This is a genomic window from Ruegeria sp. F5 (assembly GCF_056533845.1).
This window is the reverse complement of sequence record NZ_JBQFOU010000008.1, coordinates 170,608-193,104: the sequence shown is the minus strand read 5'-3', so window position 1 is coordinate 193,104 and position 22,497 is coordinate 170,608. Positions and strand designations below refer to the sequence as shown.

21 protein-coding genes and 1 tRNA gene are annotated in these 22,497 nt (G+C 60.9%); 14 read left to right on the top strand and 8 right to left on the bottom strand.

All coding sequences use genetic code 11. The annotated features are described in order from the left end of the window. Window positions 1–21: 21 nt before the first annotated feature. The 5 genes from ACR0K1_RS14405 (at window position 22) to ACR0K1_RS14385 (ending at window position 4,354) form a co-directional block, all read left to right on the top strand. Window positions 22–948 carry a histone deacetylase family protein gene (locus tag ACR0K1_RS14405; RefSeq protein ID WP_480611975.1) on the top strand — a complete coding sequence of 309 codons (927 nt, stop codon included), beginning with the start codon at window positions 22–24 and terminating at the stop codon, window positions 946–948. After that, window positions 945–1,187 (top strand): exodeoxyribonuclease VII small subunit, encoded by a 243-nt coding sequence (locus ACR0K1_RS14400; RefSeq protein ID WP_155146860.1) that lies wholly within the window; start codon window positions 945–947, stop codon window positions 1,185–1,187. Before ACR0K1_RS14405 ends, ACR0K1_RS14400 begins: the two co-directional genes overlap by 4 nt. Further along, on the top strand, window positions 1,188–2,051 hold the full coding sequence (locus tag ACR0K1_RS14395) for a polyprenyl synthetase family protein (protein WP_480611974.1): 864 nt from the start codon (window positions 1,188–1,190) through the stop codon (window positions 2,049–2,051). A 16-nt stretch (window positions 2,052–2,067) separates the two neighbouring features. Beyond that, on the top strand, window positions 2,068–3,996 hold the full coding sequence (gene dxs, locus ACR0K1_RS14390; protein WP_480611973.1) for a 1-deoxy-D-xylulose-5-phosphate synthase: 1,929 nt from the start codon (window positions 2,068–2,070) through the stop codon (window positions 3,994–3,996). A 145-nt stretch (window positions 3,997–4,141) separates the two neighbouring features. Further along, on the top strand, window positions 4,142–4,354 hold the full coding sequence (locus ACR0K1_RS14385) for a hypothetical protein (RefSeq protein ID WP_480611972.1): 213 nt from the start codon (window positions 4,142–4,144) through the stop codon (window positions 4,352–4,354). Window positions 4,355–4,885: 531 nt separating this feature from the next. Here the strand turns inward: ACR0K1_RS14385 and ACR0K1_RS14380 are convergent. Continuing rightward, entirely contained in the window at window positions 4,886–5,524 is a 639-nt protein-coding gene (locus ACR0K1_RS14380; RefSeq protein WP_480851126.1) for a DedA family protein, read from the bottom strand. A gap of 213 nt (window positions 5,525–5,737) precedes the next feature. Between ACR0K1_RS14380 and ACR0K1_RS14375 the strand changes: the two genes are divergently transcribed. The 3 genes from ACR0K1_RS14375 (at window position 5,738) to ACR0K1_RS14365 (ending at window position 9,068) form a co-directional block, all read left to right on the top strand. Further along, complete coding sequence (locus ACR0K1_RS14375; protein WP_480611970.1) at window positions 5,738–6,316, top strand: SH3 domain-containing protein; 579 nt, start codon at window positions 5,738–5,740, stop codon at window positions 6,314–6,316. Between the two features lie 178 nt (window positions 6,317–6,494). Beyond that, window positions 6,495–7,079, top strand: coding sequence for a hypothetical protein (locus tag ACR0K1_RS14370; RefSeq protein ID WP_480851125.1), 585 nt, complete (start codon window positions 6,495–6,497; stop codon window positions 7,077–7,079). Between the two features lie 150 nt (window positions 7,080–7,229). Continuing rightward, window positions 7,230–9,068, top strand: a complete 1,839-nt coding sequence (locus ACR0K1_RS14365; RefSeq protein WP_480611968.1) for a hypothetical protein — start codon at window positions 7,230–7,232, stop codon at window positions 9,066–9,068. 54 nt (window positions 9,069–9,122) lie between these two features. On the opposite strand, the gene ACR0K1_RS14360 is transcribed toward ACR0K1_RS14365, so the two are convergent. Continuing rightward, window positions 9,123–9,198 (bottom strand) — tRNA-Thr (locus ACR0K1_RS14360). Between the two features lie 223 nt (window positions 9,199–9,421). On the opposite strand from ACR0K1_RS14360, the gene ACR0K1_RS14355 reads away from it, so the two are divergent. From ACR0K1_RS14355 to arsB, 4 genes are read left to right on the top strand one after another with little or no spacing between them, the layout of a single operon-like run. Continuing rightward, window positions 9,422–10,255: an arsenate reductase/protein-tyrosine-phosphatase family protein gene (locus ACR0K1_RS14355; protein ID WP_480611946.1), complete on the top strand. Its 834-nt coding sequence runs from the start codon at window positions 9,422–9,424 to the stop codon at window positions 10,253–10,255. Next, complete coding sequence (locus tag ACR0K1_RS14350) at window positions 10,252–11,250, top strand: ArsJ-associated glyceraldehyde-3-phosphate dehydrogenase (RefSeq protein WP_480851124.1); 999 nt, start codon at window positions 10,252–10,254, stop codon at window positions 11,248–11,250. Before ACR0K1_RS14355 ends, ACR0K1_RS14350 begins: the two co-directional genes overlap by 4 nt. Then, the gene (arsJ, locus tag ACR0K1_RS14345) at window positions 11,247–12,512 is read left to right on the top strand and encodes an organoarsenical effux MFS transporter ArsJ (RefSeq protein WP_480611944.1); all 1,266 of its coding nucleotides are present in this window, start codon (window positions 11,247–11,249) and stop codon (window positions 12,510–12,512) included. The genes ACR0K1_RS14350 and arsJ overlap by 4 nt, the downstream gene beginning before the upstream one ends. Beyond that, window positions 12,509–13,552 (top strand): ACR3 family arsenite efflux transporter, encoded by a 1,044-nt coding sequence (arsB, locus tag ACR0K1_RS14340; protein ID WP_480851123.1) that lies wholly within the window; start codon window positions 12,509–12,511, stop codon window positions 13,550–13,552. The genes arsJ and arsB overlap by 4 nt, the downstream gene beginning before the upstream one ends. A gap of 18 nt (window positions 13,553–13,570) precedes the next feature. On the opposite strand, the gene ACR0K1_RS14335 is transcribed toward arsB, so the two are convergent. The 3 genes from ACR0K1_RS14335 to ACR0K1_RS14325 all read right to left on the bottom strand — a co-directional run bounded on the left by ACR0K1_RS14335 (window position 13,571) and on the right by ACR0K1_RS14325 (window position 16,777). Then, a complete protein-coding gene (locus tag ACR0K1_RS14335) occupies window positions 13,571–14,488 on the bottom strand; it encodes an endonuclease/exonuclease/phosphatase family protein (protein ID WP_480851122.1) in 918 nt (305 codons plus the stop codon). Window positions 14,489–14,604: 116 nt separating this feature from the next. Next, window positions 14,605–15,627 carry an aspartate-semialdehyde dehydrogenase gene (locus ACR0K1_RS14330; protein WP_480611941.1) on the bottom strand — a complete coding sequence of 341 codons (1,023 nt, stop codon included), beginning with the start codon at window positions 15,625–15,627 and terminating at the stop codon, window positions 14,605–14,607. 112 nt (window positions 15,628–15,739) lie between these two features. Beyond that, window positions 15,740–16,777, bottom strand: coding sequence for a glycosyltransferase family 4 protein (locus tag ACR0K1_RS14325; RefSeq protein WP_480611940.1), 1,038 nt, complete (start codon window positions 16,775–16,777; stop codon window positions 15,740–15,742). A 171-nt stretch (window positions 16,778–16,948) separates the two neighbouring features. Between ACR0K1_RS14325 and ACR0K1_RS14320 the strand changes: the two genes are divergently transcribed. Next, a complete protein-coding gene (locus tag ACR0K1_RS14320; protein WP_480611939.1) occupies window positions 16,949–18,091 on the top strand; it encodes a DUF3095 domain-containing protein in 1,143 nt (380 codons plus the stop codon). Window positions 18,092–18,095: 4 nt separating this feature from the next. On the opposite strand, the gene ACR0K1_RS14315 is transcribed toward ACR0K1_RS14320, so the two are convergent. Further along, window positions 18,096–18,866, bottom strand: coding sequence for an HpcH/HpaI aldolase family protein (locus ACR0K1_RS14315; RefSeq protein ID WP_480611938.1), 771 nt, complete (start codon window positions 18,864–18,866; stop codon window positions 18,096–18,098). A gap of 213 nt (window positions 18,867–19,079) precedes the next feature. On the opposite strand from ACR0K1_RS14315, the gene hpaR reads away from it, so the two are divergent. Continuing rightward, window positions 19,080–19,514 carry a homoprotocatechuate degradation operon regulator HpaR gene (gene hpaR / locus ACR0K1_RS14310; RefSeq protein ID WP_480611937.1) on the top strand — a complete coding sequence of 145 codons (435 nt, stop codon included), beginning with the start codon at window positions 19,080–19,082 and terminating at the stop codon, window positions 19,512–19,514. A 688-nt stretch (window positions 19,515–20,202) separates the two neighbouring features. On the opposite strand, the gene ACR0K1_RS14305 is transcribed toward hpaR, so the two are convergent. Next, window positions 20,203–21,417, bottom strand: a complete 1,215-nt coding sequence (locus ACR0K1_RS14305; protein WP_480851121.1) for a winged helix-turn-helix domain-containing protein — start codon at window positions 21,415–21,417, stop codon at window positions 20,203–20,205. Window positions 21,418–21,421: 4 nt separating this feature from the next. Beyond that, on the bottom strand, window positions 21,422–22,447 hold the full coding sequence (locus ACR0K1_RS14300) for a LacI family DNA-binding transcriptional regulator (RefSeq protein ID WP_480611935.1): 1,026 nt from the start codon (window positions 22,445–22,447) through the stop codon (window positions 21,422–21,424). Window positions 22,448–22,497: the final 50 nt, after the last annotated feature.

The following is a 22,497-nucleotide window of genomic DNA, read 5'->3' as shown; positions in this document are numbered from 1 at the left end:
ACAGATGAAGATGGGATCCCGATGAAGACTGCGCTTTTGACCCATGCCGACTGTCTTGGTCATGTGACGCCGGACGGGCATCCGGAACGGGTGGCGCGGCTGGAGCATATCCTGCATGCGCTTGAAGCTCTGGACCTTAACCGGGTGACAGCCCCACTGGCTGCGGATGATGATCTGTTGCGGGTTCATCCGGACAGCTACATTCGGGACATCAAGGCCACGCGACCTGCGGACGGGTTTGCGCAGATTGACGGGGACACTTTCATGTCCCCCGGTTCCGTCGATGCCGCTTACCGCGCCGCTGGCGCTGTCGTGCGCGCGGTGGATCTGGTGCTGGGGGGCGAGGCCCCGAACGCGTTCTGCGCTGTGCGCCCGCCGGGTCACCATGCGGAAACAGACACTGCAATGGGGTTTTGCCTGTTCGGCAATGCGGCATTGGCCGCGAAACACGCGCTGGATCATCATGGGCTCAGCCGCGTGGCGGTGGTGGATTTCGATGTGCATCACGGCAATGGCACGCAGGACCTGCTGTGGGATGAGAAGCGCGCGCTGGTGATCACCAGCCAGCAGATGCCCTTGTGGCCCGGCTCGGGCCGCCCGGATGAGACCGGGGCTTACGACACTGTTCTGAACATACCGCTGTCGCCGGGCACCGGCGGGGCCGAGATGCGGGCCGTGTATGAAAGCCAGGCCTTTCCGCGATTGCGGGCGTTCCGGCCCGAGTTGATCATCATTTCCGCCGGATTCGACGCGCATCAGGACGACCCGCTGGCCAATCTGAACTGGTCCACCGGCGATTTCGCCTGGATCACGGCTGAGCTGTGCGGGATCGCCGATGAGGTGTGTGAGGGCCGTATCGTCTCGACTCTGGAAGGCGGGTATGATCTGAACGCACTGGCCGATGCTACGCGTGCCCATGTGGAAGAACTGATGAAGGCAGCCCGATGACTGACACTCCCGTTGACCAGATGACATTCGAACAGGCGATGAAAGAGCTTGAGGCCGTAGTCGGCCAGCTGGAACGCGGCGACGTGGCGCTGGATCAGTCCATTGCACTTTACGAACGCGGGGCGGCGCTGAAGAAACGCTGCGAGGATGAGTTGAAGCGGGCCGAGGAAAAAGTGGCCGCCATCACTCTGGATGCCAATGGTCAGCCGACCGGGACCACGCCTGTCGAAGGGCTGTAGATGTTTCGCGAAAAGCTTGCGCAGGATGCGGCGCGGATTCAGGCCCGGTTCGATCTGGTTCTGGGCGCGCTGGACGATCTGGATGTGACCCGTGCGATGGCCTATGCCACCGAAGGCGGCAAGCGGCTGCGCGGGTTTCTGGTGCTGGAAAGCGCCCGTCTGCATGATGTCGATCCGGCCCGCGCGATCTGGCCCGCCACCGCGATTGAGGCGCTGCACGCCTATTCGCTGGTGCATGATGACTTGCCCTGCATGGATGACGACGACCTGCGCCGGGGGCGTCCGACGGTTCATGTGAAATGGGATCAGGGCACCGCTGTGCTGGCCGGGGATGCGTTGCAGACTCTGGCTTTTGAGCTCTGCGCCCGGCCCGAGGTCGGGGATGCGGGAATCCGGGCGGAATTGACTCTAACATTGGCAAAAGCCAGCGGCGCACAGGGCATGGTGCTGGGTCAGGCGCTGGATATCGCGGCAGAGACCAAAGGCCCTCTGACTCTGGCCGAAATCACCCGGCTGCAGGCGGGCAAGACTGGGGCGCTGATCGAATGGTCGGCTTGTGCCGGTGCGCGTCTGGCGCAGGCGGACCCGGGCCCGTCGCGCCAATATGCCCAAGCCCTTGGCCTTGCTTTTCAGATCGCCGATGACATTCTGGATGTTGAGGGGGATGCCGAAAAGGCCGGTAAACGCCTGCAAAAGGATGCCGATGCGGGCAAGGCCACCTTTGTCTCGCTGCTGGGTCTGGATGCCGCCCGCACCCGCGCTGCCGAACTGGTGGATCAGGCTTGTGCCGCGCTGGACGGGTACGGCACACAGGCGGAAACCTTGAAGGACGCCGCCCGCTTCGTTATTGCCCGGGACAGCTAAGCCAGGAACGCGCCACATGTCTGACCGCCCGAACACGCCCTTGCTGGACCTTGTGAACCGCCCCGCGGACCTGCGGCAGTTCTCGGACGCGCAACTGCATCAGGTGGCGCAGGAATTGCGGGCCGAGACGATCTCGGCCGTGTCCGTCACCGGCGGGCATCTGGGCGCGGGTCTGGGTGTGGTGGAACTGACCACCGCTTTGCATGCTGTCTTTGACACCCCGCGCGACAAGATCATCTGGGATGTGGGCCACCAGTGTTACCCGCATAAAATCCTGACCGAACGGCGCGACCGCATTCGCACGTTGCGCATGAAGGATGGCCTGAGCGGCTTCACCAAGCGCAGTGAGAGTCCCTATGACCCGTTTGGGGCCGCACATAGCTCGACCTCGATCAGCGCCGCGCTGGGGTTTGCGGTCGCCCGCGATCTGGGTGGCGTGACGCCCGAGGGGCTGGGTGACGCAATCGCGGTGATCGGCGATGGCTCGATGTCTGCGGGCATGGCGTTCGAGGCGATGAACAACGCGGGCCATCTGAAAAAACGCCTGATCGTCATTCTGAACGACAATGAGATGAGCATCGCGCCGCCCGTGGGTGCCCTGTCGAACTACCTGTCGCGCATCTACGCGGAAGAACCCTTTCACGATCTGAAAGCCGCCGCCAAGGGCGCGGTATCGCTGCTGCCGGAACCGTTCCGCGAAGGCGCCAAGCGCGCCAAGGAAATGCTGAAAGGCATGGCCGTGGGCGGGACATTGTTCGAGGAACTGGGCTTTTCCTATCTCGGCCCCATCGACGGCCACGATCTGGACCAGTTGCTGCCGGTTCTGCGCACGGTCAGGGCGCGGGCGACCGGGCCGATCCTGATCCATGTGCTGACCAAAAAAGGCAAGGGTTACGCCCCCGCCGAGCAAGCCCGCGACAAAGGCCACGCCACGGCGAAATTCGATGTGGTCACGGGCGAGCAGAAAAAGGCGCCGTCAAACGCGCCCTCCTACACCTCGGTCTTTGGCAAAACGCTGGTGGAAGCGGCCGCGCGCGATGACAAGATCGTGGCCGTCACCGCCGCGATGCCCGATGGCACGGGGCTGAACCTGTTTGCGGAACGCTACCCCTCGCGCTGTTTCGACGTGGCAATTGCCGAGCAGCACGGCGTTACGTTTTCCGCCGCGCTGGCGGCGGGCGGGATGAAACCGTTCTGCGCGATGTATTCGACATTCCTGCAGCGCGGTTACGATCAGGTGGTGCATGATGTCGCCATCCAGCGCCTGCCAGTGCGGTTTGCCATCGACCGGGCCGGGTTGGTCGGCGCGGACGGGGCGACCCATGCGGGGTCTTTCGACATCGCATATCTGTCGAACCTGCCCGGCATGGTCGTGATGGCCGCCGCCGATGAGGCCGAGCTGATGCACATGGTCGCCACCGCCGCCGCCCATGACGACGGCCCCATCGCCTTTCGCTATCCGCGCGGCGAAGGCGCGGGCGTCGACCTGCCCGAGCGCGGGGAGGTTCTGGAGATCGGCAAGGGCCGTCTGATCCAGCAAGGGGCTCGCGTGGCGCTGCTGTCCTTCGGCACCCGTCTGGCCGAGGTGCAAAAGGCGGCCGAGGCGCTTTCGGCCAAAGGGATAACGCCGACCATCGCCGATGCCCGCTTTGCCAAACCGCTGGACCGCGACCTGATTCTGGATCTGGCCGCGCACCACGAGGCGCTGATCACCATCGAAGAAGGCGCCATTGGCGGTTTCGGCAGCCATGTCGCGCAGCTATTGGCGGAAGAAGGCGTGTTCGATTCCGGGCTGAAGTATCGCTCGATGGTGTTGCCGGATATCTTCATCGACCAAGCCAGCCCCGCCGATATGTACGCGGTGGCCGGCATGAATGCGGAACAGATCGAAGCCAGAGTGCTGGATGTTCTGGGCGTCACCTCGATCGGCGAAAAACGCGCTTAAGGGCCGTCAAACGTCGGGTAGATCCCAGCGCACCGGGACCGTTTTTGGCCAAGCGGACACCGGACGAAAAAGTAACCGACATTTTGGCAAAATTTCACAATCCCAATTTACCCTGCGCCACGACAATCCGCGCAGGAGAAATTGAATGCCCGGACAGAAAAAGCCAAAAGGATACTGGAACAAGAAGCGCTGCCACGCAGTCGCTCTGACCTACGCCACCCGGGCAGAATTCGCGCGGGGCGACAAGACCGCCTACAACGTCGCAGCCGACGCCAGCTGGCTGGACGAGATTTGCTCTCACATGCCCAAAAACGTCAAACGCAGCGGCAATGCCGATCAGGGAACCCAACGCGGTTGAGGCAAAGCCGGAAATGGCGGGTTCTTGGCAAACCGGGCCTGCGATGCGCTGAACGCATACGCCTCATTCACGAACGTATTGATGTCGGATTGCTGCAGTCTCGTCGGACAAGGCCCCGAGACGATGCAGCGTTTACGCCCCGGATTCAGAGCGCATTCATATGACAGAAATCAGGACGCTTGCAGCCCCGGCAAACCCGGCCAGCGCCACAGCGCCGGCTATGGTGATGCAAAATACTTCCAGTGCGCTCATCTTCATTTTGACCCCCACCAAAATGGTCAGAACGCCTTATAGCAATCCCGATCAGCCGCATAGAGAACGCGTTGGCGCTTTGCGGAAACTCGCTGTGCAACTGGCGCGAATTCGCTCAGGCTATGGGGCGGGCCGCTCGGGCAAGGTCATGACGGAATGGTTTGGGCCTTGACCCGTGTCTGCCTTGCATCACTTCGCGGGCGCATCCGGCACCATCTGTCTTCCTATGGCGGCACGAACATAAGCCGGGGCTTCTGCGCGCACTGGTTTCACAGGAAGTCAGTCTTGGTCAGATTGCCCTTGTGCCAACGCGCTGAGCTTTTTCATCGCGCTGCGCCCGAAGACAAACACCAGCACCACGGCCACAGGTATCAACACCGCGCCTATCAGCGAGACCTGATGCAGAACCTGATGCAGCTGGGAAACGTGCTGCCCGAACTGATAGGCAAGTGTCGTCCAGATCAGAACCCAAAGCGCTGAACCTACCACGTTTGCGATAAAGAACTTTGCCCATGGCATGTTCGCCGAGCCCGCGACCAGCCCGTTGAGCTGCCGCAGCAAGACGAAGAAGCGCGCGCATACCACCACATAGGCACCATATGTCTCGGTCGCGCGTTCTGCGGCCTGATACTTAGACTCGGTGATGCCGAAACGCGCCCCATAGGCCAGAATGACCGCCCGGCCATATCTGCGCCCGATCAGGTAGGCAACGTTGTCGCCCGCAATTGCCGCAAGGGTTGCAACCACAGCAACCGTGATGATGTTCAACGACCCTTTCGCCGCAAGCGCCGAAGTTGCGACCAAGGCGCTTTCACCGGGGAGCGGCAGGCCAAATGTCTCAAGGAAAATCGTGGGAAACAAAATGATCAGCCCATAGGTCTGGACGAGACTTTCGAAATGTTCTGTGAGGGTATGCATCCTGAAAACAGACCCTAACAAAAACGACCGCAAGTTCCAGATGGTTGACCGGACCCTGATGCGGTTCAGAAACCCGAAAAGCTTCGGAAGGTTCGTCAATCGGCTGAGCCCGCGCCGATTGAAAACAGGCGTAAGGGCGGATTAGGGAGCCTTGACTGAAATCGCCCGGAGCGATCTAGTTTTCACAAAACCCAAACAAAGACAGGGAAGCCAATGAAACAGTTACTGTTCATCATCAAGATCGCTTTGTTCGTGCCGCTGCTGGCAACCGCCGCCCTTTCCCAGACACAGGGTTTCACAACCACATCCGTCCACATGCGCGCCGGACCGGGCACCAATTACCCGGTGGTCGCGACATTGCCACAAGATGCGACGATCGAGATTTACGGCTGCCAGACGGGCTATAGCTGGTGCGACACCGGATGGAACAGTGCCCGGGGTTGGATTTCATCCAACTACATTCTGACAGAAAGCGACGGCACGAAGAAAGTCATGAACCCGGTTGTGGCCGCTGCTTTGGGCATTGCCATTGTGGAATTCAGCCAGGCCTATTGGGAAAACCACTATCAGGCTTACCCGTGGTTCGCCTATTGGAACCAATATTACCACCCGTATCACCCCTACCATCCGGTTCCGGGACCCTATTGCTATCACGCGCCTCAGGACCCGGCCTGCCACTATGGCCCGTATTACCCCAATCGCCTCTATCAAGCTGCGCCCCATCAATATCCGCAGGGCAACGGCCACGGGCATCCGCACCATCACGGAGGGCACGGCCATCATCACCATTGATGCAAGGCACTGGATTCCGCAAAGCCCAACGGCTTTCTGGCCGTATCGCTCTTCCCGGCCAATGCGCCCAAAAACAAGGGCGCGCTCAACCACCAGCGCGCCCTGTCTTAGGGTAGGGAGATGAAAAAAACCTGCGCTCGAAACCGAACAAGAGCGCCAACTCTTTAATACACCCAATATGGCCGATTCTGGTGGGGCGGTCAGTGACGTTGGTTACATAGGGTCGCTGAATTTCGCCGGTCGGGGCCGTGGTCTGGTGCAGCTATCCGTCAGTCCTGAAGTCAACGTGAATGTGGTTGCCGTCACTGTCGTGGAGATTGACCTGCACAATCGCCATCCCCGGAACCGCATCAACCGTGTGTGCTATGCCCATCCCATCCAATTTGCCGACAAACTCGTCGAAACCCTCAGCCTTGAAGGCGAAATGCTCCAGCGAGGGATTTCCACCAACGGCGGGCTCATCACTGACGCCGACCAAATGCACCACCGCTACGTCATTCAGGTAAAGCCACGCTCCGGGGAAGGTAAAATCCGGTCGTTTCCCCGGCTTCAAGCCCAGAACCTCTCCATACCACTCAACCATGTCATCCAGATTCGAGGTACGTATGTTTACGTGGTCAAAAGCTGTCAGTGCCATGGCGGGTTTCTAGCAGGTCACCGGGTCGAAATACACCGGGACTACGCTCTTGGGTTTTCCAAAACCATTAGCTGTATCGTCTTCGTCCAGAAACTGGACTCTTTGAGCATCGAGAAGACATTCTGAACGGTTGAAGCTATTCTGCGGCCCTTGCCACTTTGTTCGTTCTGTTTCGGTGCAGCCCGGCCATTTCAGCTTTCAGCCAATCGCACTCAAATCCCGCATTCCGGCTTTTGTTGACCTTGGGTCATCCCGCGTGCACTCTATCGAAACTGAATGTTTGATAGTGTTGAGGTTGACGTGCAGTTTCTGTTTCTGATTGCAGCCATATTCATTGGTCTTCCGGCAGTAGCTTCCGCTCAAATGGATAATGAAAGCGAAGCGCAGCTGCATTTCATAAGGGATCAAAACATCCCGGTCATTGCAAAGGAATTGTATCGATTCAGACCGGACGGTTGGATCAAAGGGCGCACAAGGGAAGGCAACACAGCGTATTGGGCTCTGACGGCTCCGCAATCTATCGACAACATCGCGTTTCTCGAACCGGAACTGGCGGAAGATCTCGGGAAAATGGCGCAGCTGCTTGGGCCAGATGGCGCGTATCGAAAGCAAACACTGGCTCTGCTGGCCCAAGCGGGGTTTGCGGGCAGTGACCTGGACAGCGCCCTGGAAGCCGGAAACTTCGTTTGGAGCACCAAAATGGGGCCGGACAATGCCCTTCAGGTGGGTCTTAAGGATGGTCACGTATTTTTTGTGATCTTTTACGGCAAGCATTGCTGTCCGACCGAGGCAACGAATGTGCCCGTTGATGGCGCGATTGTCGTTCATCCGGACTATGCGCGTCCGGAACCAGATCCCATGTTTGTGTCTTCTCCTGAGGCTTTGGAATTCAAAGCAAGCAGAGAGTATGCGCGTTGCGGGCAGCAGGCACTGCTTGATGCCGGGTTCGATCCGAACGGAGTTGACGGTGCTCCGGGCGGGGGCGCGACACGCGCCATTTCCAAATGGGCCGAAGATGTCGGGATCTTCCCGGCACCCGTTTTCACGCGAAGCACCGCATCGCAAGTGTGCCATGTGCTGACCGCAGCAGAGCATAGGTTCACAGGCAGTAAACGGTACGCGGAATGGACACTTTGGCCGCTTTGGTCAGGAGATATAGTCTACAATGAAAACTCTGTGAAAATGACGGCCTTGGAGGATGGCCTCACAGACGCCAAAGCCAACGTCGTTCAGTTTTCTCGTGTCGATTTTGGTGACGGACCACGGTTTGGAGACCGAAACAACGCTGATTTGCCCGCACCGTGGACGCCGGTTGGCAGCACCATCTTACATGGTCAGGATGGAATCGACGGAATTGGCGGCGACCCGGAAGCCTATACGCTTTATGCGACAGAAATGCTTCGGCTGGTTGACGCCGCGTCTGACACTGCCGGTATGAACAGTCTCGAACAGATGTTTTCGACCAGAGGTGACCACTTTCCAAACCTGCGAAAGGCTCTGGGCGCAACGGATATTGGTCGCCCGCTCTCACCGGAATCGCAGGTTTTGTGGACCATCGTAGACGAGACGCCAAACGGAGAGGTTGTGGCGGCAGATGTTCGGTTACATTCGACACAACCAGACAGGCGCCACCTTATCTTCATGGAGTTTGATCCTTCTGGTGAGATGTCGCGCCTTCTGTACGCCTCGGTCGGAGCATTCAGAAACCCCCAGGTTAAGCCCGGAAATCAGTTTCCAACCTTTGACTTGCGCGACCAAATCGTTGTCGGCCTCTTTGACGCCGATTGCCGGGCAACAACAGCTTCGATAAGAAGTCAGGCGATCAGAGCGCACGATGGATTTTCTGGATTCCCTGTTCGGCTCTGCTTCAACGATGCGCAAGTTTTAGAGGTCATTGTCTGGACAAAAACCAGCGAGGGCGGAGATCAGCTGTTCACAACAATTACACTCCCCAATGGCGATCCGCTTCCAGTATTGAGTTCTTACTTTGACGAACAAGACGGTTCGAATGTGATTGAAGTTGGCGGAATCGCGATTGATGGCGTGGACAGGACATGTGTGGTCGTCAAACCCAGCGGGGGAATAGCTGTTTTGGGTGAGGCGCAGTGCAGTTAGGGTATGTTCCCCAAACGATGAACCGCTGACAGTTATCACATAGGTGAAACTTGGTGGTGCCGCTGAAGGGACTCGAACCCCCGACCCCATCATTACGAATGACGTGCTCTACCAGCTGAGCTACAGCGGCACTGTTTGACACCCGGAACTGGCTCTGACCGGGTGCGATGGCTCGTTTAAACTGTCAATCCTGCGCCTGCAAGTCCAGATGCATTCATTTCGGCGCAGGAGAGTGCACCGCCTTCCCATGTCCAACACGTTCAGGTCGCTGTCAGAGCATCGGTCTGTGAATTTTTTGTAACAGCCTTCGGATCAAATTGACTCGGCAAATTTATTTCAATAATTCATGAAACATGATAGAACAGATAACCGATCAACTCGCCATTCTGGGCCATCCGCAGCGTATCACCGTGTTTCGCATGTTGATGCGACGGTTTCCTGACACTGTTCCGGCGGGTGAGCTGGCGTCAGAGCTGGGGATCAAGCCCAGCACGATGTCCAACTACCTGAACGCGCTGCAGCGGTCGGGATTGGTCAGCCAGACGCGGTCGGGGACGTCTCTGCTCTATGCGATTGAAATGAAGAACGTGCAGCAGATGCTCGATTTCCTGATCGTGGATTGCTGCCGTGGCCGCCCTGATCTTTGCATGCCTTTTGACCAAGGAAATGACACCATGACGGACCGGAAGTTCAATGTGCTGTTCATTTGCGTGGGCAACTCTGCCCGCTCGATTTTTGCCGAATCCCTGCTGCGCGAAATCGCCGGGGATCGGTTCAACGTGTATTCGGCGGGGACGAAACACATGTCCGAACTGAACCCCTTTGCACTGCAGGTGCTGAACGACAAGGGGCACGACATCTCGGTCCTGCGGTCCAAGAATGTGTCCGAGTTCTCGGGGCCGGATGCGCCCGATCTGGATTTTGTCTTCACCGTCTGCAATCAGGCCGCGAATGAGGACTGCCCGGCCTGGGAAGGCCAGCCGATCAGCGGACATTGGGGCATGGTCGATCCGGTCAAGGCAACGGGTACGGATGCCGAGAAAAGCCTTGCCTTCCAGAATGCCTATGGCGCGCTGAAGCGCCGGATTGAGGCGTTCACATCGCTGCCGGTCGAAAGCCTCGACCGGATTGCATTGCAAACTGCCGTGGATGACATCGGCAGAACGTCTGACGAGGATCTGACATGACAACATACGCCGTCAACGGGCTGGGCCGGATGGGCAAGCTGGCCCTGAAACCGCTATTGGAAAAGGGCGCGAAGATCGCCTGGATCAACGATGCGGTGGGCGACCCCGAGATGCACGCGCATCTGCTGGAATTCGACACGGTGCACGGGCGCTGGGATGCACGTTTTGAACATGATGCCGACAGCGTGACAATTGACGGCACCCGCCTGCCCTTTTTCGGCGCGCGGGATCTGTCCGATCTGCCGCTGGACGGTGTGGATGTGGTGATCGACTGCACCGGTGTCTTCAAGACCGAGGCCAGGCTGGCGCCCTATTTCGCTGCGGGTGTGAAGAAAGTTGTCGTCTCGGCCCCGGTCAAGGATGGCCCGACCGCCAATATCGTCATGGGCGTGAACGAAGAAACCTATGATCCGGCGGTGCATCAGATCGTGACGGCGGCGTCCTGCACCACCAACTGTCTGGCTCCGGTGGTGAAGGTGATCCATGAAAATCTGGGCATCCGCCACGGCTCGATGACCACGATCCATGATGTGACCAACACGCAAACCATCGTGGACCGTCCGGCTAAGGACCTGCGCCGGGCGCGGTCGGCGCTGAATTCGCTGATCCCGACCACAACCGGCTCGGCCACGGCGATCACGCTGATTTACCCCGAGCTCAAGGGGCGTCTGAACGGCCACGCGGTGCGGGTGCCGCTGCTGAACGCCTCACTGACCGATTGCGTGTTCGAAGTCGAGCGCGAAACCACCGCCGAAGAGGTCAACAGCTATTTCAAAGCCGCCGCCGAGGGCGAGTTGAAGGGCATTCTGGGCTATGAAACCCGGCCGCTGGTCTCGACCGATTACACCAATGACGAACGGTCCTCGATCGTCGATGCGCCCTCGACCATGGTGGTGAACGGGACGCAGGTGAAGATTTACGCGTGGTATGACAACGAGATGGGCTATGCCCACCGTCTGGTCGATGTGGCGCTGATGGTTGAACAATCGCTGTGACGGATCGGCCCGAGGGCCTGTCGGCCTATATCGCGGTCACGGCGGCCTATTGGGCGTTCATGCTGACCGACGGGGCCCTGCGGATGCTGGTGCTGTTGCACTTTCATACGCTGGGGTTCTCGCCGGTCCAGTTGGCTTACCTGTTTGTCCTGTACGAGATCGCGGGCATGGTCACCAATCTGGCCGCAGGCTGGATCGCGGCACGCTTCGGGCTGACCTCGACCCTCTATGCCGGGGTGGGGCTGCAGGTTCTGGCGTTGCTGGCCCTGACCCAACTCGATCCGAATTGGGCGATTGGCATGTCCGTGGCCTTTGTGATGATCGTGCAGGGGGCCAGCGGGGTGGCCAAGGATCTGGCCAAGATGTCGTCGAAATCCGCTGTCAAACTGCTGGCCCCCACGACGGGCGGCGGGCTGTTCCGCTGGGTTGCCGTCCTGACCGGGTCCAAGAACGCCGTCAAGGGTCTGGGCTTCCTGCTGGGTGCGGCCCTGCTGGCGACGCTTGGCTTTGTCTGGGCGGTTCTGGTCATGGCGGTCATACTGGCGGCGATCCTGATTGCCGTTGCCCTGTCGATGCCGCCGGGCCTGCCCAAGGGCCGCAAGGGCGCGAAGTTTTCCGAGGTGTTTTCGAAATCCGCCAATGTGAACTGGCTGTCGGCGGCGCGCGTCTTTCTGTTCGGCGCGCGGGATGTGTGGTTCGTGGTCGGCATCCCGATCTATTTCTACGCGGTCCTGTCTGACGGCACCGAAGACGGCAATCGCGCCGCGTTCTTCATGATCGGCACCTTCATGGCGGTCTGGGTGATCCTTTATGGCGCGGTTCAGGCCAGCGCGCCGAAAATCCTGCGCGCCCCGGACCGGGCCGAGGGCGATTTGATCCGCGCCGCCCGCAGTTGGGCCGCCGCCCTGTTCTGCGTGCCTGCGGCTCTGACACTGGCTGTTTTGCTGTCTTCCGGCCCCGAGACGTGGCTGACCGTTACGCTGGTTCTGGGCCTGCTGGTGTTCGGCGCGATCTTTGCGGTCAATTCCGCGCTGCATTCCTATCTGATTCTGGCCTTCACCAAATCCGAGCGCGTCACGATGGATGTGGGCTTTTACTACATGGCCAACGCGACCGGGCGGCTGGTTGGCACCGTCCTGTCCGGCCTGACCTATCAGCTTGGCGGGCTGGCGCTGGTGCTGGGCACGGCTGCCATCATGGTCGCGCTGGCGGCGCTGACCTCGGGAAAACTGACCGACCAGACGACCGAGGCTTATACATGAGCATTTTCGAACGCTACCTGACCCTCTGGGTCGCTCTTGCGATGATCGGCGGTGTGCTGATCGGCCTTGTCGCGCCCGGTTTGGTCGGACGGGTTGCCGGGGCCGAGATCGCCAGCGTCAATCTGGTGGTGGCGCTGCTGATCTGGGCGATGGTCTATCCGATGATGGTCGGCGTCGATTTCGGCGCAGTTGTGGGGGTGGCGCGCCAGCCGCGCGGGCTGATCGTGACGCTGGTGGTCAACTGGCTGATCAAGCCTTTCACCATGGCGCTGCTGGCGGTGCTGTTCTTCGACTATGTCTTCGCCCCGTGGATTCAGCCCGAGGATGCGGCGCAATACACCGCCGGTCTGATCCTGCTGGGGGCCGCGCCCTGTACGGCGATGGTGTTCGTCTGGTCTCAGCTCACGCGCGGGGACGCGACCTATACGCTGGTGCAGGTCTCGGTGAACGATCTGATCATGGTGGTGGCCTTCGCCCCTATCGTGGCGTTCCTGCTGGGGGTCACCGATATCGCGGTGCCGTGGCAGACACTGGTGCTGGCGACTGTATTGTACGTTGTGCTGCCCCTGATCGCCGGTCTGATCACCCGCCGCAGTCTTGGGTCGCAGCAGGCAATCGACGCCTTTTCCACCCGCGTCAAGCCATGGTCGATCATGGGCCTGATTGCCACGGTAGTCATCCTGTTCGGGCTGCAGGGTCAGACCATTCTGGCCAAGCCGCTGGTCATCGCGCTGATCGCGGTGCCGATCCTGATCCAAAGCTACGGTATCTTCGCGCTGGCCTATGGAGCGGCTTTCGCGCTGAAGGTTCCGCACCGCATCGCCGCCCCCTGCGCCATGATCGGCACCTCGAACTTCTTCGAACTCGCGGTTGCCGTCGCCATCAGCCTGTTTGGCCTGAATTCCGGCGCGGCCCTGGCGACCGTTGTGGGTGTTCTGGTCGAAGTTCCGGTAATGCTGTCGCTGGTCGCCTTTGCCAACCGGACCCGTGACCGGTTCCCGGGCCCGGCCAGACAATCGCCGCCCGTCGGAAATACCTGAGCCCGCGACACCCGCGCCTTACGGCAGGCTGATCCGCGCCACGATGCCCAGATGATCCGAGCCCATGAACGGGCGCAGCTCGGTCGTGCCGGTTGTGCCTTTGGGCAGCAAGAGGTTGTCGATGGGCATCGGCATCATCCAACTGCCCAGATTATGGGTGTTCAGGACCGAGCCAAAGACATGATTGCCCGCCGCCAGCCCGATGCGGCGCACGCTGGCGCCCCAGGACGCCATGTTGAAATCCCCGGCGATCACGACCGGGCCCTGCAATTGTTCGATACGTTCGGCGATGCGTTTGCTCTGCTCAAACTGGTTATAGGGATAGGGCCAGCGCAGGTGAACCGAGACGATCCAGACCGCCTCACCCTTGGGGGTGATCAGCTGAGCGCCGACCAGCCCGTCGCCCGCCGCACAGAACTCGGATCCTTGGACAACCGGCAGGGTGGTCAGAATAGCCACGTTCTGTTCGGGGCGGAACTCGCAGATCGCCGAGTTCGGGTAATGCGCGAACAGGTTGCTCATGTATTTCTGGTTGTGGCGCGAGACCTCTTGCAGCGTCACGATATCCGCGTCCGACAGCAGGATGTCATCCGCCAACCCATAGCGCGGCCAGGCCTGTGACATCAGGTTCTTCTGATAGAGCGTCAGGCACCCGTCCTCACACTCCTTCGGGGCCGAAACCAGCCCCGCAGCAACCGAGCCCACCGCAACCAGTGCAAAAACCAAGGAGGCCAGCGCAAACCCCCAGGCCCGCGCCACCAGCAGGATGAGCGCGAACAGAAGCAGCAACAAGCCGACCTGGGGCCGCAAAAGGGCGATGGAATCACCGGGCGCAAAATAGTGGCCGGTGAACCCGAAGATCACCAATCCCATCAAAAGGGTCGCGCAAACCAGAATCGAGGTTCGCACAAGCCCACTGCCGGTCAGGTAACGCACGCTCTGCCTCTGTTCCTGTTTGGGGCGCATAATGTGAAATTAGGTGCAGGCCCGCAAGATACAAGAAAGGGCCGCTTCTTGCGAAACGGCCCCCGCAATATTCAGCACAAGGCCGATCAACCCTTTTTCAGAACCTCACGGCCCAGAAGCTCGGCGATCTGCACCGCGTTCAGCGCCGCACCCTTGCGCAGGTTGTCCGAGACGCACCACAGGTTCAGACCGTTTTCGAGGGTCGAATCCTGACGGATGCGGCTGATGAAAGTGGCGAAATCGCCGACGCATTCAACCGGCGTCACGTAACCCCCGGCTTCGCGCTTGTCGATCACCATGATACCGGGGCTTTCGCGCAGGATATCGCGGGCCTCGTCTTCGTCGAGGAACTCTTCGAACTCGATGTTCACCGCTTCGGAATGGCCGACAAAGACCGGAACGCGGACGCAGGTGGCCGTGACCTTGATCGACGGATCGACGATCTTCTTGGTCTCGGCGACCATCTTCCATTCCTCCTTGGTCGAGCCGTCTTCCATGAAGACGTCGATATGCGGAATGACGTTAAAGGCGATCTGCTTCTGGAACTTCTTCGGCTCAACCTCGTTGATCGGGTTGTAAACCGCCTTGGTCTGATCCCAGAGCTCGTCCATGCCTTCCTTGCCCGCGCCCGACACCGACTGGTAGGTCGAGACGACAACGCGCTTGATTTTCGCACGGTCATGCAGCGGCTTCAGCGCCACCACCATCTGCGCGGTCGAGCAGTTGGGGTTGGCGATGATGTTCTTGTTCTTGTAGTCGTGGATCGCCTGCGGATTGCACTCGGGCACGATCAGCGGGATCTCGGGATCATAGCGGTAGAGCGACGAGTTATCGATCACCACACAGCCCGCGGCGGCTGCCTTGGGCGCGTAATCCTTGGTCGCGGCGGACCCCACGGCAAACAGTGCCATGTCCCAGCCGGTGAAATCGAAGGTGGCCAGATCCTGGGTCGTCAGTGTCTTATCGCCAAAGCTGACTTCTGTGCCCAGCGAACGACGGCTTGCCAGCACGGCAAGTTCATCGACGGGGAACTGGCGTTCAGCCAGAATGTTCAGCATTTCGCGGCCCACGTTACCCGTGGCGCCGACGACAACGACGCGATAGCCCATTTCCTGGTCTCCTGAATAAAGGACGCGCGTTCATAGCCGCGTTGCAGAAAAGAAAAAAGAGCTTTCGGGGCCGAATATGCCGATTGGCACGAAATTGATGCGGTTCGGTGCGCTAGTTCCGGTTCAACAGCCTTCGGTAGACCCTGACGATGGCCTGCGCCTCGCCTTCGATTCGAAAATTCTGTTCCACATGGGCGCGCGCGGCCTGCCCTGCGGCGGCCAACGCGGCGCGGTCCTGCAGCATGCCGTCCAGCGCTTCGGCCAGCGCGGCGGCGTTGTCCTTTTCGACCAGACGCCCGGTTTCCCCATCCCTGATCTGCGCACTGAACGCCCCGACCCCGTGGCAGGCAATGGCCGGCACGCCCGAGGCCATCGCCTCGAGCGGGGTCAGCCCGAAGCCTTCGTGCCGCGCCGGGGCGACGAACAGATCAAGCGCGCGGTAGGTCTCGACGATTTCCTCCCACGGGCGTTCGCCAAGGAACTGCACCCGATCCGCCAGCCCCGCCTCTTGCAGCTTCTGTTCCTGCTCGCGCTGGAACGCTTCGAACTCAGCCGTCGCGCGGCCGGTAAAGATGATGCTGGCATCGGGATGCGCGGGCAGCACCTTGATCGCGGCATCCACAAGCAGATCAACGCCTTTCTGCGGGCGGATGCGGCCAAAACAGCCAATCAATACACCACCGGGCAGGCCCAGCTTTTGCCGCAGCGCGGATTTGTCTTTTGCGGGATGAAACAACCCGGTGTTCACGCCATGCATGATAACGGTCGACGGATGTTCAAGGAACGAGGCCGCCTGCGGCGTCGTGGCGATCAACGCGTCCATTTGCGAGATCAGCCATTTCGTGAACCCCGAATGATCCCGCTGCGCAGCCGAGGTGAACAGCAGCCGGAAATTCCGCCGCAGGATCTTGCGCAGAAACAGCCCCATCAGCATCTCGGTGTTGCGGCGCGCATGCCAGACGCGACGGGTGCGGTTCGGCAGGAAAGGGACCCGGATCAGCGGGATATGCGGCAGATCATCCGGCAGGCCGGGGCCGGTGGCCACGATCCCGATCATCTGCTTCTGAATCGGCAACAGGCGGATGACCGTAGTGGTCACGCCGGACAGGCTGTGTTTCAGGTTGGGTGCGATCACCTCGATCTCCGGCACGGCGCTCTCCGTTGTCCAAGTCAGTCCACGCTGAATAGATAGATCACCCCGTCGATGGCAAGAGTTCGTCCAGTACCGCCCGGCATGGCACAACGCAAAAGCGCGTGTGGATCGTTGCAGAGCGCACCTTTTGGGCTATCGTTTTCATAAGCAGATTTTTTGAGAGAGATAATGAAAGACCTTCATTCCGGGTTTTACGAAAACCTGCCCCTGCTGACCGAGTTCAACCGGCTGGCAAATCCGGCGGAATTTGCCGCCGTGCCGGATGACTGGTTGCTGGGCGTGGCCGATATCGTCGATTCCACCGGACAGATCGCGCAGGGCCGCTACAAGACCGTGAACACGGTGGGCGCGGCGGTGATCTCGGCCATGATCAACACGCTGGACGGCACGCTGTTTCCCTATGTGTTCGGCGGGGACGGGGCGGGGTTTGCCGTGCCCCCAAGCGCCGCCGATGCCGCCCGCACGTCGCTTGCGGATTTGCGGCGCTGGGCGGAAGAGGAATTCGCGATGCCCCTGCGCGCGGCGCTGGTTCCGGTGGCCGAGATTCGCAAGGCAGGCAAGGATCTGCGCGTTGCGCGCTATGCGCCCTCAAAGGGCGTGGACTACGCCATGTTCTCGGGCGGCGGCCTGGCCTGGGCCGAGGCGCAGATGAAAGCAGGCACGTTCGAAATACCTATATCCGCCCCCGGCGCGCAGCCGGACCTGACCGGCCTGTCCTGCCGCTGGTCCAACAGCAAGGCGCAGTTGGGCCGGATCGTGTCGGTCGTGGTGCAGCCGACATCGACTGCGACCGAAAGCGACTTTGCCGATCTTGCGCAATCGGTCCTGTCCGCCTCGGACGGGTTGGATCGTGGGGGCCATCCGGTACCAGATAACGGCCCGCCGATGACATGGCCGCCGCCGGGCATCGACATCGACGCCCATGTGTCGCGCGGAGGGCGCGGGCTGTGGCTGCAAAAGCTGCTGCTTCTGGGCCAGAACCTAATGATCGCGCTGCTGTTCAAAACGGGCAAGCGGCTGGGACAGTTCGAGCCCGAGCATTACCGGCGCATGGTCAGCCGCAACGCCGATTTCCGGAAATTCGACGACGGGTTGAAAATGACGCTGGATTGCGACCCGGCGACACAGTCGCAGATCGAACAGATTCTGGAAGGGGCCCGCACGCGCGGCAAAATCCGCTATGGGCTGCACGCGCAGGACGAGGCGATGATGACCTGTTTCGTTCCCTCCGCCATGCGCGACGATCACGTGCATTTCGTCGATGGGGCGTCGGGCGGCTACGCGCAGGCGGCAGCCGCCATGCGCGGCTGACGGGTCACGTCGATTTCCATTTGGCAGACAACGCCCGGGCAGCGTTGACCAGCACCATTACATCGATGCCAACCGCCAGAAACTGCGCGTCCATATCCAGATAGGCCTGAATCGCTTCGTCACTTGTGCCCAGAATCCCCGGCGCCTTGCCCGCCGCGCGGATCCGCGCCAGCGCGTCGGCGATCACGCTGCGCACCTCGGGCGCGGCGCTGTTGCCCTGAAACCCCATATCGGTGGACAGGTCCGCAGGGCCAATAAAGACGCCATCAACCCCGCCGACACTCAGAATGTCATCCAGCGCCGCCATCCCGGCGCGGTTTTCGACCTGAAGCAACAGGCAGATTTCCTGATCTGCGGTCTGGATGTATTCACTTGCCGTTCCGTACATCGTCGCCCGCGAGGCGGCTGCCCCGACCCCGCGCACGCCCTCGGGCGGGTAACGGCAGGCGCGCACAAGCTCCCGCGCCTGATCGGCGGTTTCGACCATGGGCACCAGGATGGTCTGCGCCCCGGCGTCCAGCACCATCTTGATCAGCGAGGTCTCACCCACGGGAACCCGCACCACCGGATGCGACGCGCTGGCCGCCAGCGCCGTCAGCTGATCGCGGATCGAGCGGATGTCGTTCGGCGCATGTTCCCCATCGATCACCAGCCAGTCGAACCCGGCGGTGCCCATGGCCTCGGCCGTGACCGCCTCGGCAAAGCTCAACCAGCAACCGATCTGCCGTTTGCCCTGTTTCAGAGCCTGTTTGAACGTGTTTGTCGGGGCGGGCATGGGCGGTCTCCTGTGCTGGTGCGTCGGCGGGCGGATGAAATCGCTGCCTGCACCCAACAGTGATAGGTAAACCGCCGGTGGGGTCAATTCTGTTTGTTTCGGTCAGCCCGGCGCGACCGGAAGACAGGTCTTTAACATGTAACAAACCGGCGTAACCGATAACTAATCCGTGCGTTTGCTTGCACAAAACCTTGTTTTGAGCGAAGATTCCCTATGTCTGAGGACCTTCCCCTGACGTCGCGATCTTTACCCATTGCGCTGTTAAGGGCGCGGGAAAAGGTAATGGGACCCATACGTGCGCTGCTTGCCGATGCCGGCGTGACCGAGCAGCAGTGGCGTGTTTTGCGCGTTCTGGACGAAGAAGGCCCCCAGGAACCCACCCATATCGCCGAGCGTGCCTGCCTGCTGCTGCCAAGCCTGACGCGCATTCTGCAAAAGCTGGAACAAAAAGGGTTGATCGTGCGGCAACTCCACCCGGCGGACCGGCGGCGTCAGATCGTGAAAATCAACCAGCAGGGCGTGCAGATCATCCAGAACAATCTGACGGTCAGCCTGGAACTGGCCGAAGGGATCAAAACCCGCCTGGGTGCCGAAAAGCACGAGCTTCTGCTGGATCTTCTGAACGAGTTGAGCGAACGAGAAGGCTGATACCAACCATCTGATAGCCTTTTGCGCAGGGTCCCGCCGGAGGGTTCCGGGGGAACCTCCGGCGGGATGGCCAGACTGAAAACTGAATTATGCGCCTGGCCCGGGGCCGGTTGCGCCTCGTCTCTTCAGACGGTCCGACCCACGCTTCGGAGCATTGCGGAACCCGAAATTGGGTTAACGATCAGATCGGAACGGTCCAAGGGGGATGGGCCCTTCCGTCTGCGCACTCCGAACTTGCCGCGACCCGTTGCCCGGCAGGGGGTGTCGTTGCAGAGGCCGGGTTCAGGTCAATATGATCTTGCTGTTCTGTCCCGGCGATCCGTCGCGCCGGGCGGGTGTTTCCGGCCCAAGTCACCGCGTCGCGCGGCGGGCCTGTCTGTTCACGTACCGCAGGACATAGCGCAACCTGCGATTAAGCCAAGGCGGCCCGATGCAATATTTGCGAGTGGCCCGGTCCGGCTCTGCCCCTGCTGACGGTATTTATGCGGACCAGGGCGCTGCAGAAAACGGGCCATGCCCGCGCCAACGGAATTCAGCGACTTCGCGCCGAAACACGGCGGGGACATTGGCAGAAACTGGCGTGGAGGGGATGCGTGTGGACAGTGCAGGGTTCACCAAGACGCACCCGGTCAATACCATTGTCGGGCCGGACCCGATCCGACTGACGCTGACAGGGGTGGATTAGACCCTATTTAGGGTCTTTCAGCCAGTCCTGGGCAAATTCCACCCGGTCCAGACCGGCAAAGCGGCACACCCGGTCCAGTTCGGTCTGCAATCGGCGACTGCGCGCGTCCGACCAGCGCGTGGACCGTTCCGGCCACAGCGCCCGGACCCGCAAGGCACCGCTGTCGCGATGCGCTTTCATGTCGATGCGCCCGATCAGCTTGTCGCCTTCCAGCAGAGGGAACACGTAATAGCCATAGGTCCGCTTGGCCTCGGGGACAAACACCTCGATCCGGTAGTGGAAGCCGAACAGCCGCTCGGCCCGCTTGCGGTCGCGCAGCATCGGGTCAAACGGGCTGAGCACCCGGATACGTCCGGGCGCAGGGGCCAGTGCCTGCGCCTGATCCGCCAGACCGGGGCGGGCCATGACCTTGCGCGCGCGCCCATCGGCGCAGGTGACTTCGATTTCCCCGACGTCGCCGCGATCCAAAGCCCGCACGCACCACGCTTTTGCCTCAGCCGGGCTGACCGTGTCCCAGAACGCCGCCAGCTCGCCCGAGGTGGCAAAGCCCAGACGGTCCAGCGCGGCGTTGCACAGCCAATCCACCGTCACCTCTGCATCGCAGGGGGACTGGCCGGGGCACAGATGTGCCTCGATCACCCGTTCGGTCAGGTCATAGCGTTTCTGAAACCCGTCACGTCCCGTCACCGTCAGGGCACCGGAGCGCCACAGAAACTCCAGCGCGGTTTTGGACGGGTGCCAGTCCCACCAGCCGCCCGACCCCTTCTTTTCGTCCTTGCCCACATCCGAAGACGACACCGGGCCATGATCGCGGATATGCTGCAAAACGGTGGCAAACCGCTGCTCGTACCCGTCGCGCCGCCAGTTCTTCCACCGCGCTTTCAGCAGGTCAGCGTCGCGCAAAAAGCGCAGATGCCAGTGGTGGTAGAACTCCATCGGGATGACCGCTGCGTCATGGGTCCAGTGTTCGAACAGCGCCCGGTCGCGTTCATACAGACGTTTCAGGTTCTGACTGCGGTACGAGGGCCTGCGCGCAAACAGGATCATGTCATGGGCGCGGGCGACGGTGTTGATGCTGTCGAGCTGCACAAACCCCAGCCGCCGGATCAGGTCCAGAAGATCTACGCCCCTGGCCCCGCCCGCAGGCGGTTCACCCAGCGCATGGCGGTGCATGAACACCGCCCTTGCCGCGCGGTTGTCAAGCTGCGGCAGCGCCACCTGTTCAGCGCCGTTTCAGCGTGTCGCCAAAGCTGATTTTCGGGGTCAGAGTGACCCGGGTTTCGATCTCGGAACTGGGGTCATTCAACCGGTCGGTGATGATCTCGGCAGCCTTGCGGCCGATCTCGAGCCGGCAGGCATCCATCGTGGCCAGTTTGCGCGGCAGGCCCTGCAGAAGTTCGACATTGTTGAACCCGGCCAGGCCGATCTGGCCCGGAACGTCGATACCCTGTTCCAGCAGGTAGAGCAGCCCGCCCGCCCCGATCATATCGTTGGAATAATACAGAAAATCCAGCTCAGGCGAGCGTTCCAGCATTGTCTGCGTCATCTCGCGGCCCTTGGCCAGCGCTGATCCGCCCGAATAAAACTCGCGGTCTTCGATTTCGATACCTTGTTTGCCCAGCACTTCCGTGAAGCCTTCGAACCGCTTCCGCGCGCGGTGATCCAGCGGCATTTTGGTACCCATGAACCCGATATGTTCGTACCCCGCCTTCAGGATCGCCTGTGCCATCTCGCGCCCGGCGCGGCGGTGCGAGATCCCCACCATCGCATCCACCGGCTTGCCGTCGGTGTCCATGATCTCGACCACCGGAATCCCCGCCGAATCCAGCATGGCGCGGGCCGCATCCGTATGTTCGAGCCCCGCAATGATCACGCCCGAGGGCCGCCAAGAGAGCATCTCGTACAGAACCTTTTCTTCCTTTTCAGGCAGATAGTCGGTGACGCCAACAACCGGCTGCAGCTCGGTATCTTCCAGAACCTGATTGACGCCTGTCAGAACCTCGGGGAAGACCATGTTCGACAGCGACGGGATGATCACCGCCACCAGATTCACCCGGCTCGACGCCAGGGCGCCCGCAATCTTGTTGGGCACATATCCAAGCTCTTTCGCCGCCGCCAGAACACGGGTGCGGGTCGCGTCTGACACATCACCCCGGTTGCGCAGGACCCGGCTGACCGTCATCTCGGACACTCCGGACGCTTCTGAGACATCGCGGAGGGTAAGCGGGCGTTTGGTATCAGTATTCACGAAGGGCACCTGCGTTGTTGTTTTGCCCGATGGTAGCGTGAACAGGGCGG